This is a genomic window from Flavobacterium microcysteis, assembly GCF_006385255.1.
GTDB classification, from domain to species: Bacteria; Bacteroidota; Bacteroidia; order Flavobacteriales; family Flavobacteriaceae; genus Flavobacterium; species Flavobacterium microcysteis.
Map to the genome: position 1 here is coordinate 75,029 of NZ_VFJE01000050.1, position 17,011 is coordinate 92,039.

Consider the following 17,011-nt stretch of genomic DNA (forward strand, 5'->3'; position numbering starts at 1 on the left):
GATATTGACATATAAATCAAGAGAAGGCCTCTCAGGAAGGCTAAAAACAGCCTTCACGACGCAACTTATATCCAAAAAAGAAATAAAGACAAAACAAGTAGTACTATCAGCAAGTCAAGAATTACCAAAAAGCTTTTAATCACACAAAAGCAGGTACAAAATCATTCATTTCTATTTATCCCTTTCCACTAACTATAAACTATCCACTATAAACTTCCAACTATAAATTATCCACCATAAACTTTCAACTATAAATTTTCCACTTCCAACTATCCACTATAAAAAAAGGGAAGCTTTTCAGCTTCCCTTTTTTATATTCACTTTAGAAAAATTACTTCTTAACAATCAAGAATTCACTTCTTCTGTTTTTAGCGTGATCTTCTTCTGTACAGTTTTCTTTGCAATCCACTTTAGGCTCGCTTTCGCCATAGCCTTTTCCAGAAATTCTAGATTTGTCGATTCCTTTAGAAATAACGTACTGAACAGTTGATTTTGCTCTTCGGTCAGACAGGTTTAGGTTGTAAGCATCGCTACCTCTATTATCGGTGTGACTCTTAACCATGATAACCAACTGATCGTTATTTTTCATTACTTGAACTAGCTTGTCTAGCTCAAATGCACCTTCTTGGGTGATGTTGCTTTTGTTAAACTCGAAGAAAATCTCTTTTAAGACAATTTCTGTAGGTGTAACAATCACATCAATAGGTTGCAATTCAGCATTAACATTTACGATTCCACCGTTAGTTTTAGCAACAGGGAATACATTGCTTTCGTAACCGTCTTTTGCCACCTGAAGTGTATAAGCTTTATTACAGTCTACACTGTAAACCACTTGCCCGTCAGCAGCTGTAGTTCTTGTTTCGATAACATTTTTCTTTTCATCAAGAATAGCAACTCTTGCATCTGATAAGATGGCACCAGTTTTAGCATCCTTAACAATAGTAACTACTTCTACACCACAAACTGGAGTTGCCTGGTAGATATTGTCATTACCTGTTCTGTTACTAGAGAAGAAACCAATATTCTTAGCTGTATTAAATGTAAACGCAAAGTCATCTTTTGATGTGTTTACCGGAGCTCCAACGTTTATCGCATCTGTTTTCTTATTGAAATCAATTACGAAAACATCCAAGCCTCCAAAACCTTTTCTTCCGTCAGAAGAAAAGAATAATCTGTTATCATCAGTAATGAAAGGGAAGCTTTCGTTTCCTTCCGTATTTACTTTAGATCCAAGATTTTCAGGAGTTCCAAAACCACCGTCAGCATTAACAGCTACTTTCCAGATATCATTCCCACCAAGAGAACCTGGCATGTTAGAAGAGAAGTAAAGCGTTTTACCATCTTTGCTGATGCTTGGGTTACTTACAGAATATTCCTTACTGTTAAATGGAAGCGCTTTTACATTGCTCCATTTATCACCTTCTTTAGTTGCTTTAAACAAATATACTTGTCCGAATTTAAGTTTTTTCGATTTGTCTTTTTCGAAATCACCTTCTTTAAAACTTTCACTGGCAAAATACATAGTGTTTCCATCTGCAGTAATCGAAGCTGGACCGTCGTGGAATTTTGTATTGATTTCCGAAACAGTTACAGGCTCGCTGAATGTTCCGTTAGCATTGTAAGTTGATTTGTAAAGATCCAAGAATGGTTCTTCATTCCATCCGTAAGTCTTTCTTGACTTGTTTCTTGCACTGGCAAAGTACAATGTGTTGTCATTTGTCAATACAGCTCCAAAATCAGACTGGTCACTGTTAATATCTAATGACTTTTCATCAAACAGCTTCGTTTGGCTTTTTAACTTTGGAAGATAGTTTGGATCTTGCTTAAATGCTACAGCTCTCTGGTCGTTTGGAGACATACTTGCAAATTTCTGCATTTGCGCATTTGACTCTTCATACTTTCCTTCTGCTTTTAGCATTTGGGCATATCTGTAATAGGTTTCGGCATCTTGCTTTTCTTGTGTTGCCTTAGCATACCACTTGATAGCTTCTTTGGTATTAAATACATTATAGTAGCTATCGGCCAGTTGCTTATATACATAATTATCAGCCTTACCTTTTTCAATAAGCTTCAGGTATTCGTTAGACGCATCAACATATTCAAATCTATTGAATAGTTTGTCAGCCTTTTCGGTATCTTTATTTTGTGCTGATAGTGTCATACTAGCGATCACAAAACTTAATGTAATATATAAATTTTTCATTGTCTAGGTCGCTTTTAGGTTAGAAATATCTTGGTGAACGTGATACCTTTTTCGGGAAATTCAAATCAAATAACAATATAACCTCGTGAGAAGCCGGAGTAGTTACTTTCAGGTCAGAAATGATTCTGTCATAAGCATAACCAATTCTCAGGTTTGGAGTAATTGCATAGTTAACCATTCCTCCAAAAGAGTCATCCAATCTGTAAGTTGCTCCAATCTCAAACTTTTCACTGAATAAAAAGTTAGTCGAAACGTCAAATGATACTGGCGCATCAAAAGCTGACTTAACCATTGCAAACGGTTTAAATTTGATGTTATCTGTCAATTGGAACACATAACCTCCCGTTAAGAAATAGTGCTGTGTTTCTTCACCATAGTGTCTTTCTTGTCCATCTCTCCTAACATTCAAGTGCTTTGATTTAAGCATGTTTGGAACCGACAAAGCGATGTAATAATTATTAGTGTAATAGAAAAATCCTGTTCCGATATTGAAATAGGTATTGTTGCTATCTTCAGAGAATGCTTCATCACTTGGATCAGGCAACGTTCCGTTAATATCTGAAAACAAACCTATTTTTTGGAAAGTAGCACCTGCCTTAATACCTAAGGCCAAACGATGCTCTCCACCAAGATTTAAAGTATAGGAGAAATCCCCATAAACATTTTGTTCTTTAACAGGACCAATTTCGTCAGAAATCACAGACAAACCTAAACCTACGTTCTTTCCGGCAGGAGAGTGTCCTGAAAAAGTAAACGTTCTAGGAGCGTCTTCGATTCCTTCCCATTGCTGTCTATACAATAATCCAAAAGACAGATTTTCTTTTGAACCCGCATAGGCTGGATTGATCACGTTCATATTATACATATACTGCGTATAATGCGGGTCTTGCTGCGCTTCAACATCAACAAAAACCGACAGTGTTATCAGTGCGGTGAAAAGTATTTTTTTCATTGGTTTGATTTTTTTATAGTATCAAAACACTGCCCGCCATACAGCAGGCAGTGTTATTGACATATCTATTTTGTTTGTCTATTGATTTGAATCCATCCTGTTTTAGAAGGTACACCGCTACGCTCTATTACATAATAGTAGGTTCCGTCAGGTAACTCTTTGTCTTTGTTAGACTGACCTCTCCATTGATTAGTATAGTTCGTACGACTGTAAACTTCCGTTCCATAGCGGTTAAAGATACTCAATTTCTTCACATTGAAACCAGCTAGGTCAAAATAATCATTTTTACCGTCGTTGTTTGGCGAAATACCCTTCTGAATATCACAGAAAGTACTTTCCACTGTTACCGGTTTCACATTCTGACAACCAGTAGCTGTACTGATAGTTACCGTAAAGTTCAATGGATACTGAGGCTCCCCTGAAAGGTTTGCAACATATTGCGAAACATTAAAGATATTGCTGTTTGTTCCAACCGGAGCACCTAGAGCATCTTTCCATACGAAAGTATAGCTTGGATCTGAAGGTTCAGCAATAAGAACATATTCATTGTTTCGGCATTCGTCAGTAATAGTGATATCAAATGTATTCTCAATAGTCACAGTATATGAAGACTCTGATCTGCTACGGCATAGTGCAGGGTCAGCTTCTATTACATACTTAATCACATACGTTCCTGGTGTAGTTGTGCCTGGCATAAATTCACCTGTAGTAGTATTAACATTTAATCCTGTAGCAGGTTCAACCGTAAATCGTCCACCGGCATCAAAAGTACCAGTTGGCAATTGTCCTACTTGAACACCACCTGAACAGAAACTATCATCAGCATAACCAAAGCTTGTTACTGGTGTAATAGCATTAGTAATTACAATAGTTGCATCAAACGTTCCTCCTGCTTTACATTGTGCAGGATCAGCTGGTATTAAATAGTTAATCGTATAAGTACCAGGCTGTGTATTTGCCAGGTTAATTTCTCCTGTTGTCAAATTCACAGAAATGTTAGCATCTGTCGAAGTGAACTGTCCTCCAGTTGTAAAATTCGGTGCCAAATTAGGCATTGGATTTGTAGTAGCGCTTTTACAAACTGGTGTTGTATAATTGAACGTAACCACTGGCAGGATAGTAGTACCGGCTATAGTTATTGCAAACTGGCCTATCTTATCATCTGTACAATTCGTAATTGCAGGAGTTACTGTATAAGTAACAATATAGTCACCTGCTGTTGCTCCGTCAAGAGTAATTGTTCCGGTAGCCGGATCAATTGGCAATGCTGGAGAAATTGTATAGCTTCCACCTGCTGTAAATGTCGCAGCTGTTACTGGCGTTGGACTAATAGTACCTGAAGGACAAACCGGTGTAGGATAAGTGAAATCCGTATCGATACTATTTACTTCTACAGTAAATTCTAAGGTTTCATCACAACCTGTTGTAACTTTCACACTATAAGTTCCAGCATCAGCAGCTGTTGCCGCAGTAATATCGAATGTAGGTCCTGTCTGGGTAGAAATAGTTCCATCAGGCAATGTCCATTCAAAATCAGCATCACCAACAACAAAGTTAGTCGCCTCTACAGTTATAGTAGTAGAATCTCCTTCACAAAGTATTCTGTCTCCTGTTACTGTAAATACAGGTAGTGGAGAACTTGGATCAACATTAAAGTCTCTTGTCACATAACATCCAGTTGAAATCTTTTCAATTCTAACATAAATAGGAGCTAAAACTGTAGAAATAACAGAAGTAATTCCTGGAGTAGATCCGTCTTCAGCTTCTTCCGGTGTCAAGTAGTAAGATATTTCATAATCAGCAGCATTAGCAACGCCATCAAGGATTACCGCTGTATTTACTGTTAAATCAAACGGAGCAGTGTTACCTGTACATGCAAGTAAATCATTTGGCTCATTGATTGGGAACTCATCTACTTTTAAAGTTACTTCAGCTTTTCTTTCAAAGCTAGTTCCATCACACTTGTCATACAAAGCTACAGCCTGCATTAAGTTTACATCATCAACACAAACGTTAACAGTTAGGTCATTACTGTAAAACTCTCCATCTTTAAGCCATTTGAAAACTACGTTAGAGTTAGCTCCGTTTGGAATAAATCTCCAAGCTTCACGCTCTGCTTGCCAAGTTCCTGTATTTCTTCCAGGAGGAACAGCAAACTCTGTATTTGTATCTCCTTGAAGACCAATAACACCACGTCCACCATTATGGCCCGCACAAGAAGTTCTTTTTTCTACATATACATCAATGATGTTACTTCCCTCATATAAAACAATCTGGCTGGTCTGCTTTTCACCAGTGTTACAAGCACCACCCCAAAGAGACAGTTTATAAAAATTCAATACGAAAGCTCTACAAGGAGCAGTACCAAGAACTGTATAGTTGATCGAAGCATCTATAGGTGAGTTACCTGGATCCAAATCCTGTAATACTCCAGAAATAGAATTTCTGTATGGCAATTGAATTGTTTGAGTCATAGCCGGAATCAATGGAATCGTACTATTGTTAAATAGCTGATATCCTGCATTAGGTCCTGATGGTGTATACATACCTCCATTTCCTTGCGGTCCCGCAATACTAAATGTAATTGCGCCGTTATCTGTTACTAATAATTTGCTATAAGAGTCTCCAAAGAAACAGAAATTAAACGGTCTGCTATTTCCTGTAGGATCACTTAATAGCGTCAAATCAACAAGTGGCGACCAGTCATCATCTACAGTAATAGGAAGTACAATACTTGTAGAAGTACCCGCTAGTGGGAAAGGTGGCGCATAGTCAACACTTTCTACTCTATAACTTGTAGTTGCCTGTGTTTGGAAATAAGTTGCGGTCAAATCAATACAATTATCGCTAGGACAAAGAAGCTTTTCTTCTCCAATTGACATTGTCACACCTTCAATATCGACACCAATACAACCTGGTGAGTTGTAAAGTGTAAATTCATATGGTCCTGACCAATAACTAATGTTATCTGGTCCACAAATAGCTCTTACATAATATTCTTGAGGTATTGCAACCGGCAATCCTAAAATGTTTGCATTAGGCACGTTTACACGTGTTCCAGGCAATGACCCTGGGTAAGGACCTCCTGCAGGTTGGAAAACATATTCCCATAGTGTTTCTGTTCCTCCTGGCGTCCAGCTAATGTTGGCTGAAGAAGACGAAGTCTGCTCCACTGTCAGGTTAGTTGGATAAGGACAGGTAATTGTAGAACAATAAGGCATACCTCTATACAAACGACTGTTTGGTCTTCCTGTTCCAGCTGGTTTAGTATAAACCACTTCTCCGTAGAAATTAGTAATCGATACACCTACCTGAGCTAAGTTAGCCGGAGTAGCACCACTTGGGTTCCAGAATAATTCAAATTGTACTCCTGGACAGAAATTAACTATCTGTGTTGATGAAGCCTGTCCGTTTGCAGGACCGTTCAAAGTAGCAACAACCAATCCGTTTTGGATAACGCTCATATTAACTCCTGCTCCCCATCCGTTAGACGCAGTATCAGTCATTGTGAAAGTATACGCACACATATCAACCGTTTCGCAAAGAAGCGTTCTGAATACGATAGGTCCTATCCATTGGCTTACATTTGGATCAGCACATATAGCTCTTACATATACTTCATATTGATTTCCTGGTTGTAACGGAGTACCGTTAACGGTATTCGTATTCGCAAGGAAGTTGATGTTATTTGTTGTAACAGGTCCAGCGAAAGTAGCTGCAGGAACTCCTGTTCCAAGTGGCTGAACCGCTACCTGCCATTGTGTTTCCTGATATCCAGGTGTCCAGAATACTTGTGCAGAAGTAGACGTGATGCTACCTGTCACTATTCCTAAATCCATAGGATCCGGACATGGCGGGATTGGCTCAATTACTACATCGTCAATAAAGATCTTGTTTGCGTTGTTTGTTCCTGGTGGAATACGGAAAGCAATGTTTACTACATCTCCATCAACAGTAGCACTACCACGACCAATAAGATTAATAATACGCTCCTGATACACTGTATTTGTCAAGCTACCGCTCCATAATGGAGTTGTTGTATTAAAATCAGTTGGAGCAATATTTCCATTACTTCCAACATTTGTAATCAAAACTTGAAGTGTATTAGCTGCTGTTGCGCTACCTGCCTTGTATTTATATCGAATTCTATAGTTTTGTCTTAAATCTAACTTTGGTGAAATCAACCAGTCGTCATTAGCTGTACCATTATTAGGAGTAAAAGTAGCTACTTCGTTTCCTTCAAAAGGAGTAGCTGTATCATTCATGTTCCATGTGTTAGTACCTTGAACACTCAATACAGACCAGCAAAGCTGATTAGCCGAAGTACTGTTGAATCCTTCAGAATAAGGAACTGGTAATGTTTCGCAAGCAGTTGAGAATACGAATGGTCCTACCCAACGACTAACGTCTAACGGAGAAGTTGAACAAACCGCTCTTACATAATACTCATATTGTCTTGCCGGAGTCAATGCCGAACCAACAGCTCCAGCAACTCCAGATCCATATGTTCCTCCGTTTGTTATATCAACAGCTCTGGTGTCATTATATGTAGGAGCTCCTGCTCCTACGTCTTGTACTACTACCTGCCAGTTAGTAGCTCCTCCTAACGCAGGTTGCGTCCAGAATAAGTCTACTCTTGTTGTCTGTTGGTTTCGTACGCCTTGAGCTGTAGGAATACCACAAGATACTCCTGTTCTGAATGTAAAAGGACCTACCCATGCACTTGTCCTGTTAGGACCACAAATAGTTCTGATATAGTATACATATTGAGTATCTGAAATCAATCCGGTTCTTGGATTAGGACGAACTGTTGTAGCATTAGCCAAATCGACCGGAGTAGCATTATTAGGTGCAATTGCTATATCTTGTCTTTCCAAATAAATTTCCCATTCCGTAGTTGGTCCTGAAGGAAGTGAAGCCGGTGTCCAAGTTAGAGTAGCTCCACTAGATGTAACTGCTGTCACTCCTAAGTTAATTGGAGGAGGACATTTTGGGAATTCGCAATCTACCATTTCCGTATGCAATGGCGTAGCACCTGGTGCTCCTGTACCTGCCGTTTTTTGATATAATAATTGTCCGAATGAGTTTTGGACAACAATTCCAACGCTAGCCTGTGCTGTACCTCCAGTTACCCATACTAGTTCAAACGGAATACCGTTACATAACGGCACCGGAACCACCAAAGAACTACCTGATGTAAATTGCGGACCTAATACTTTAACGGTAATACCGTTTTGACGTACATGCATAACCGCTCCTTGCCATCCGTTAGTACCGGTCAGCCTGAAATTATGGATACATTGCGCATTTGGCAAAGTAGCGTCACATATTGGTGTAAAGAATTCAAATGGACCTGCCCATGGGCTATAAGTCGTACCACCTACCACACACAATGCTCTTACCCAATATTGGTATGCAGTTGAACCAACAATTGGATTTCCTGCAAGATCTGTCGCAAATGGAACATTTGTACTTGAAGTTACTGGGACACCTGAAACACCTTGACCAGGAATCGCTGCTCCTGCTGGTTGGATAGCCACCTCCCAAGCAGCATACGTAGGGTCAGGGTTATTCCATGATAATTCAACTCCAGTCTGATTAACAACCGGCGCACTTAGGTTAGTAGGCTCCGGACAAGTTACATATTGCAACTCTAAATAGTAACCTACAGTTTGTGTAGCACTAGTAGAAGAAATAACAATAATATAAGTCTGTCCTGCCACAACGTTTATTGCAGGAATTACTCTTGTACCGCTTCCAGTGTTTGCCACACCCGCAATACAGCTTACTCCAACGTTAATACAACTGTTGTATACAAATACACCGGAGTTTGGCCCGGTTGGTGTCATTTCAACTCGGATATCTCCGGTTGTTGGAGCCACGAAAGAATAAAACACTTCGTTACCCGTCATATAATTTGTACCTGCCGGAACAGCTCCACAAGTAGCTCCTTGAGCTATATCAGTTCTGTCATTTGAATTGGCAGTATTGTTATTAGTAGAATACGGTATTCCTGGAATCACGATAGGATCCGCACACGTTTCTCCCAAAGCGGCCGTCGTAAAGAAATACGGTGCCGTCCAGTCACTCTTATTAGTAGGAGAGCAGACTGCTCTTATATAGTACTTATAATTGGTATCAGGAGTTAATGTGTTAGGTGTAGTATAGGTCAAACCTGTTACGTTTATAACTGTGCCTTGATCAATTGTTTGGTCATCACGAACAATAACCAATTCAAAGTCATTAGCACCTCCCGCAGGAACATTCCATGTAAGCACCGCATTGGTCATATTAATGGTAGGTGCCCCCATGCCTATAGGCATCTCACATTTTTTAGAAACACGTACATCGTCAACATACCAACGGTCACCTCCAAGGGCACCTGTTGGTTGCGCAAAAACACGGATAAAAGCAATATAAACCTGTTCACCGGCATTATAGCCCAGCGCTTTCAGATTAACTGTTTTTTCATCCCAATGTGGCGTGGTACCATCCTCTTTATAAATCCCATCAGGATTTAATTCCTGTTCGGACCAGTCTTCAGCTAAAGTATAAGCTGTTGTAGTTGCCGGATTCGCATCTCTTGAAACACGAACCTCATAGATGGTTCCTTGATCTTGATTCAGGAAGGCCCTGGTCATAAATTGTAATTGGGCATTTTCTGGAAGGGTGACCCGAGTAGTGACTAACCAGTCTCTCGAAGTGTTTCCCATTCCAATTTGGTAATTCTGTATAAATGCAGAATTATTAGGTGACACAGAAAAAGTTGGATTCGTATTGATCGTCCAAACTCTTTGTTGTGCACCCTGCCCGTTATTGAACTGGGTCCAACCACCAGGGAGTGTCGTACCTCCATCAAAATTCTCTGTCAGGCCTTGCCCATAGGCGACTAGAGAGATGAAAAAGGTAAGAAGTAATAACGTAATTTTTTTCATAAAATGAAAAGTTTAGGTTGTTTAATATATTTTGATAAAAATTTAAGAACTCCAAATTTAACTATTTTTAAGAATATCGTAACAAAAAAATGACATTTAACTAAATTGTTTTGTGAATATCCATAGTTTTTGGGTCTATAGCTTGTTTTACACGGAACATTTATTCTTTTTTTAAGGTAATTTTTATTGATTTTTTTAAAGTTTATGCCAAAAAACCTGCTGTTTTACAAAAAACATTGCATTTTAACATCTTTTGTGAAACATTATGCAATAAATCGTATTTTGCATTAAAATTCATGCAAAAAGACGATATAAGGCGTCATGAGAAACCCTAAAACAGTCTTTGCGCCTAAAAAGCATCTAAGCTTTATAAAGGAAAAGGATTTTTCTTATATAAATATGTTTACTTCTTTTATTAACCATTTAATTTAATTAATTTAATAATTGCTTTTTGGCCCTTGCTTTATTCGAAATTAAAATGGACTTACTATTGGGAATAAATTTGTCGAATCTTCCAAGCGGATATTATTATGCTCAAATAACAGGCGGCAATAGCACCGTTCAAAAAGTACTCATGAAAAAATAATCTTTTGGCACTCCTGTTATTAGCCAAACTGTTTTTATCTTTGCACTTATGTTAGAAAAGGAAACTATAAAGTTTGAAAAGACGGTAGTTGTGGGGATTATCACGCAACACCAAAATGAAGAAAAACTCAACGAATATCTCGATGAGCTCGAATTCCTGACCTATACGGCCGGTGGAGAAGTTGTAAAACGCTTCTCACAGAAAATGGAGCGTCCTAATCCGAAGACCTTTTTAGGTACCGGAAAAATGGACGAAATCAACCACTACGTAAAAGAACACAGTATCAATACGGTTATTTTTGACGATGAACTTTCGCCTTCACAGCAAAAGAATATCACCAAAATACTAAACTGCAAAGTACTGGACAGGACGAACCTCATCTTGGATATTTTTGCACAACGTGCCGAAACATCTTATGCTCGGACACAGGTAGAATTGGCTCAATGCCAATACCTATTGCCTAGGCTATCTGGTATGTGGACGCACTTGGAACGCCAAAAAGGAGGTATCGGGATGCGTGGTCCCGGGGAAACGGAAATCGAAACGGACAGGCGTATTGTTCGTGACCGTATTGCCTTGCTAAAGGACAAGATTAAGGTCATTGACAAACAAATGTCAGTACAGCGAAGCAACCGAGGCGCTATGGTTCGTGTGGCTTTAGTAGGTTATACCAACGTGGGTAAATCAACATTGATGAACGTTATCAGCAAGAGTGAGGTTTTTGTCGAAAACAAACTGTTTGCTACATTGGATACTACTGTACGGAAGGTTGTTATCAAAAACCTGCCGTTCCTGTTATCCGATACAGTGGGATTCATTCGCAAATTGCCTACTCAGCTTGTTGAATCGTTTAAAAGTACGTTGGATGAAGTGCGTGAAGCAGATTTGTTACTGCATGTTGTAGATATTTCACATCCTGATTTTGAAGACCATATCGAATCTGTAAACCAGATTTTGGCCGACATCAAAAGTGCTGACAAGCCAACCATCATGGTCTTTAATAAGATTGATTCGTACAAACACCTGACTATAGATGCCGATGATCTGATTACGGAAAAGACAACCAAACACTATACACTAGAAGAATGGAAAGATACCTGGATGTCACGTATGGGGGAAAACAGGGCTCTGTTTATTTCTGCGCTTAACAAGGAGAATTTTGAAGAGTTTCGTGAAAAAGTATATGAAGCCGTAAGAGAAATTCATATTACACGTTTTCCCTATAATAAATTCTTGTATCCGGATTATAAAGAAGCTCCGGAAGACAAAAACGCCGACTAAGAATATTTCAATAAAAAAAGCCTTCCAAATCGGAAGGCTTTTTCTTTATATATAATTTCTTAAAAACCATAGTTGGCTCCTACCCCAAATACTTGCCTGATTTGGAAACCTCGGAAAGCATTGTCGTCATAAATTGTCTGAAACGACAAATTGGTAGAAAGATACTTGTTGATTTTCATCACGATATTCAGCTGATAATCTATATCCACATTTTGCGGATCTTCAAGGTAATTTGAATACAGGCTCAATATATTCTCAAAAGTTACATTGGCCATGATGTCCAACTTGTAGTAAGCAGATGCATAAGCACCCAGCTCATAACGCAGCGACTTGCCTTCCTTTACGCCAAAATACCCTTCGTTCGGAAGCGTAAAATTCTTGTCTACAAAAGTGATTTTTGAAGTAGCAGGCGCAAAGTTGAATTTCAAATTATCGTCCCTTTTCCATAAGATACCCGGACCAAAAGTAAGATAGGCAGGAGAAAGGAAATTGGTAATTTCTTTTCTTATTTCCGCTCCATCAGGATCTTTTCCATACTCATAACCTTTGGTAAATTGTGTTCTGAAGTTTAGGAATGCTGAATAATACCAACGGCTGTCCGGCTTAAACTTTTTACCCAGTAAAGAGTTCAGTTCTAAACGGTCGTCTGTTTTCTTTGCAAATGAACTGGTTCGTGTTTTAACGATACCGTACGATGCGATAACCTTGTTATCCCATGTCACATCATCTTTCTTGTAATTAAAATCATAATTGACACCGAGGGTTCCTGAGATGTTGTTCTCACCACCCGCCAGCCAGTTGTCAAAGGTAGATTGGTTAAAAAGAAGAGACGCATTTCCTTTGGTTTGCCATGTTTTAGTAGTATCTGCTGCTGCAGCTGATGGCTCTTGGGCTTTGGCATTTGTCATTCCGAAAAAGCAAAGCAGTAGTAAGGTGAACTTTTTTATCATCTTTCCTGTTTTTTAACAAAGGTATTAAATACAGCTTTTTAACACAGAAAAAAGTACTAAAAATGTTATTTTTTCTTATACAAGGGCACTGCAGAACAAGCCTCACCATACATAATGCTTCGGGCAAAAGGATGCAATTTTTGTGCTGCCAATAGATAGGCTCCTGTTGGAACTGGCTTTCTGGAACATCCTTTAATAATGACCGGCTTACCTTCGTATTGGGTATAATCCAGAGTTGGAAGAATTTCTTCATACAGCGAATTTTCCAAATCTTCCAGCCTGCCATTGGCCACTTTTTTAGCAAAAGGAGTCAGATATATAGTCACGAGAATAAAAGCCCAACCCGGAATGATAGCATCCGTACTGCAAAAAACTGCAACATACTTATCTGCATACTGTGACCAATCGTGTTGTTTCAGATGTTCACGAAAATCCTTTTCACGCAAAAGAAAACCTTCCAAAAGCCATTGCGAAATATCTAATTCCACACGCTCCCCTTTTGGATAATAATCTTCTAAATCAAATACTTCTAATGTGCTGTTTGCTACTTTATTTATAATCTCTTCCATAGTGGATAGTTGAAAATGGATAATGGATAGTGGGTAGTTTTTAGTTGAGAGTGGATAGTTTATAGTGAGAGTGCACTTAATATAATGGCAAACCCCAACTATAAACTATCCACTTTCAACTCTCAACTAATCTACAGCATTCCTAGTTCTAATTTAGCTTCTTCACTCATCAAGTCTTTGCTCCAAGGCGGATCAAAAGTGATTTCGACTTCGGTAGCTTTTACGTTGTCTATTTTGTTGATTTTTTCTTCCACTTCTTTCGGAAGACTTTCTGCCACAGGGCAGTTTGGAGAAGTCAATGTCATTAATATCTTGACTTCATAATCTGTATTGACCATTACATCGTAAATAAGCCCAAGCTCATAAATATCTACCGGAATCTCCGGATCATAAATGGTCTTCAATATTTTGACGATATCCTCGCCCAATTGATTAGTGTCTATTTCTTGTTCCATACTATTTTTTTATAACTTTTTAGTCTATTAAACAATTATTCATAGCTAACAGATTTAAGGTAAGCAATACCTCGAAGAGTGGAAACTGTATTAACTCCTGCAGTGTTGTTTAGCAACACCATATCCGGAAGAACGACAGCAGGCAGGTTCTCTTTAAAATCAACAATTACTTTGATTTCTTCGCCAGTATCTTTATTCTGAAAAGCATAAAAACCGCTGCTTTTCCCTTCATATGTAATTTTTAGGCCTACCTCATCAAAACTTTTTACAGTAGTAGTGTTTACATTGCTATTTTTATATTGGCGTGTAGCATAATTAATTTCAATCGTAGAATTTACCCCATCCACATTTCTTTTAAGATATTGTTTAATTTTCTTAAAAATGTCATGGTCTTTCCTGATAACCTGAAGCACAGTTGTATTGGTCTTTTTGTCGTATTCTCCTGAAATTAATTCCGCATTGTGGAAAATAGAGCTGGCAATTCTTTTCTTTTCTTTTGAAGACAGCTTATCATAGGCTATAAACCCTAAGATAGTCTGAGAATCAACCGGAGAAGCTACCTTTTCGTACTTATTCTTTTTCAAATCCTGTTGCAACAGCAATGTATCGGCATATATACCTTTTTCATCCAAATGATAGTTTGACACTTTTTCATAAACAAACTTAATCTTTGAATAGTCCTTCGGCTTGGCATTTTGACCAAAAGTCAGGCTCACAAAGAAAAGAGAAACGAGAAAAAAGCATTTTTGTATCATTTTAAATTTGTTTGGGTTAGTTTTTAGATTGAAAAGCCAAGGCATACATCTTAATCTGCTTAATCATGGATACCAATCCGTTGGCACGTGTTGGAGACAAATGTTCCTTTAATCCGATGTCATCAATAAATTTAGTATCGGCATCCAGAATGTCAGAAGCTTTCTGACCTGAAAAAGCACGAATCAGGATGGCAATAATTCCTTTAGTCAGAATGGCATCACTGTCTGCCGTAAAAACAATCTGCCCGTCTTTCTGTTCTGCATGTAACCAGACTTTTGATTGGCAACCTTTGATAATATTAACATCGGTTTTGTACTGCTCATCAATCAAGGGCAGTGTCTTGCCCATGTCAATTACATATTGGTATCTTTCATCCCAATTCTCCTCGTCAAACATGGAGAATTCGTCCTTAATTTCTTCTTGTATTTCTTGAATTGTCATTGTCTTACTCTTTGTTCAAATCAGAAGCCGAAATGATTTTTTCGACCAATTTTTTTATTTCTTCTGGTGGATTTCCATGATCAAATGAATTGCTTTTATAGGTATCCTGCTTGTAAATTACCGTAAGGCCTGCAATCATGGCACCATCATAAAACCGTTTTTCAGAAGGCGCTTTCAGATTTTGCATATTTCCCTTATCTATTTTTGCCAACAGATCCAGCATACTGTTCCAATCGCTACGTGAAAGTTTTTTTTCAACGGCCTCCCCTTTTCTGCTTTTTATCGTAAAGATGGTGTCCTGCTTCGCAATTATTTTACGATAGTTGCCACGGGTTGTAGCCTCATATTCAAAAGAAATGTTTTCGCTCTCTTTTCTTAGTTCTGAGCTGTTACAGCCTTTTGCCAGAACTAAAATCATTACAAATGCAGATAAAATTTTCATACTACTCTATTTTTAGGATAACATGGTTTTAGCTTTTTTGACAGCCTCTACCAAAGCATCAATTTCTTCTTTCGTATTGTAGAATGCAAAAGAAGCTCTTACGGTTCCCGGAATATTAAAGAAACTCATAATTGGCTGAGCACAGTGATGCCCCGTTCTTACCGCAATTCCTAACTTGTCTACAATAGCTCCGATATCATACGGATGGATGCCTTCTATATTAAATGAAATTACAGAAGTCTTATTTTTAGAAGTTCCGTAAATCTTTAACCCTTCAATCTCTAGCAAACGTTGGGTGCCGTATTCTAAAAGTTCGTGTTCATAAGCTGCAATGTTATCAAATCCCACCGAATTCAGATAATCGATTGCTGTTCCAAGCACAATTCCACCTTCAATATTAGGAGTTCCTGCTTCAAACTTATGAGGAAGTTCCGCATAGGTTGTCTTTTCAAATGTGACTTCCTTAATCATTTCACCTCCACCTTGATACGGCGGTAATTTATTCAACCACGCTTCTTTTCCGTATAAAATCCCGCTGCCTGTTGGCCCGCAGATCTTATGTCCAGAAAAAACATAAAAATCACAATCCAGCTCCTGAACATCTGGCTTTATATGCGGTGCGGCCTGCGCTCCGTCAATTAAGACAGCAGCTCCTACCTCGTGTGCTTTTTTGATAATTTCCTTTATTGGATTAATCGTTCCTAACGCATTCGAAATATGGTTGACTGTAACTATTTTGGTTTTTTCTGAAAGCAATTTTTCAAATTCTTCCAGTATTAATTCTCCCTCGTTATTCATCGGAATCACAATCAGCTTTGCGCCCGTACGTTCGCAAAGCATTTGCCAAGGTACTATGTTCGAATGGTGTTCCAAAGCTGAAACCATCACCTCATCTCCTGCCTTTAAAACAGAAGCAAATCCATTGGAAACCAAATTGATTCCATGGGTAGTTCCTGAAGTAAAAATTACTTCATGGTTGTACTTAGCATTAATATGATGTTGTATTTTGCTACGGGAAATCTCATATGCATCAGTCGCCAGTTGGCTTAGCTTATGCACACCACGATGAATATTGGCATTGATTTCTTCATAATAGGCCGAGATGGCATCAATAACCACTTTAGGTTTTTGTGAGGTAGCCGCATTATCAAAATAAACCAACGGCTTACCGTTCACTTTCTGCGAAAGTATTGGAAATTGGGCTCGAATGGATTGAATGTCTAACATTTTATATCTGGAAATAGATGCAAATTTACGGTATGTTTATTTAATACAGTTAAGAATTAAGATAGAATTAAAATTTAGTTATGTCCGTTCAAAACAGACCTGAAAATTCATCCAAAAAGCCTTAGATTAGTAAGATAACCCAATCGTAGGCAGGAAAAACCTATATAATAGTTGCCAAAACATCGTCTTACAGTAATTTAAGGAAACTTTTAAG

General features: G+C 38.4%; 12 protein-coding genes. 2 read left to right on the plus strand and 10 right to left on the minus strand.

All coding sequences use genetic code 11. The features are described 5' to 3' along the window. Positions 1–331: 331 nt before the first annotated feature. The 3 genes from FJA49_RS03055 to FJA49_RS03065 form a co-directional block, all read right to left on the minus strand. Complete coding sequence (locus FJA49_RS03055) at positions 332–2,203, minus strand: OmpA family protein (RefSeq protein ID WP_139998737.1); 1,872 nt, start codon at positions 2,201–2,203, stop codon at positions 332–334. 19 nt (positions 2,204–2,222) lie between these two features. After that, positions 2,223–3,155: a PorP/SprF family type IX secretion system membrane protein gene (locus tag FJA49_RS03060; RefSeq protein ID WP_139998739.1), complete on the minus strand. Its 933-nt coding sequence runs from the start codon at positions 3,153–3,155 to the stop codon at positions 2,223–2,225. A gap of 65 nt (positions 3,156–3,220) precedes the next feature. Next, positions 3,221–10,090, minus strand: a complete 6,870-nt coding sequence (locus FJA49_RS03065; protein ID WP_139998741.1) for a choice-of-anchor J domain-containing protein — start codon at positions 10,088–10,090, stop codon at positions 3,221–3,223. Between the two features lie 478 nt (positions 10,091–10,568). Between FJA49_RS03065 and FJA49_RS18655 the strand changes: the two genes are divergently transcribed. Continuing rightward, complete coding sequence (locus FJA49_RS18655; protein WP_139998743.1) at positions 10,569–10,676, plus strand: T9SS type A sorting domain-containing protein; 108 nt, start codon at positions 10,569–10,571, stop codon at positions 10,674–10,676. Positions 10,677–10,724: 48 nt separating this feature from the next. Further along, positions 10,725–11,957: a GTPase HflX gene (gene hflX, locus FJA49_RS03075; RefSeq protein ID WP_139998745.1), complete on the plus strand. Its 1,233-nt coding sequence runs from the start codon at positions 10,725–10,727 to the stop codon at positions 11,955–11,957. Positions 11,958–12,016: 59 nt separating this feature from the next. Here hflX and FJA49_RS03080 read toward each other — a convergent pair whose 3' ends face one another. From FJA49_RS03080 to FJA49_RS03110, 7 genes are all read right to left on the minus strand, one after another. Then, entirely contained in the window at positions 12,017–12,904 is an 888-nt protein-coding gene (locus tag FJA49_RS03080) for a DUF3078 domain-containing protein (RefSeq protein ID WP_394344077.1), read from the minus strand. Positions 12,905–12,972: 68 nt separating this feature from the next. After that, positions 12,973–13,476 carry a DUF2480 family protein gene (locus tag FJA49_RS03085; protein WP_139998749.1) on the minus strand — a complete coding sequence of 168 codons (504 nt, stop codon included), beginning with the start codon at positions 13,474–13,476 and terminating at the stop codon, positions 12,973–12,975. Between the two features lie 131 nt (positions 13,477–13,607). Next, positions 13,608–13,931, minus strand: coding sequence for an SUF system Fe-S cluster assembly protein (locus tag FJA49_RS03090; protein ID WP_056066957.1), 324 nt, complete (start codon positions 13,929–13,931; stop codon positions 13,608–13,610). Positions 13,932–13,966: 35 nt separating this feature from the next. Next, a complete protein-coding gene (locus FJA49_RS03095) occupies positions 13,967–14,686 on the minus strand; it encodes a hypothetical protein (protein WP_139998751.1) in 720 nt (239 codons plus the stop codon). A gap of 16 nt (positions 14,687–14,702) precedes the next feature. Further along, complete coding sequence (locus FJA49_RS03100; RefSeq protein WP_139998753.1) at positions 14,703–15,128, minus strand: SufE family protein; 426 nt, start codon at positions 15,126–15,128, stop codon at positions 14,703–14,705. Between the two features lie 4 nt (positions 15,129–15,132). After that, on the minus strand, positions 15,133–15,570 hold the full coding sequence (locus tag FJA49_RS03105; protein ID WP_139998755.1) for a hypothetical protein: 438 nt from the start codon (positions 15,568–15,570) through the stop codon (positions 15,133–15,135). A gap of 12 nt (positions 15,571–15,582) precedes the next feature. Then, on the minus strand, positions 15,583–16,797 hold the full coding sequence (locus FJA49_RS03110; protein ID WP_139998757.1) for an aminotransferase class V-fold PLP-dependent enzyme: 1,215 nt from the start codon (positions 16,795–16,797) through the stop codon (positions 15,583–15,585). Positions 16,798–17,011 lie beyond the last annotated feature (214 nt).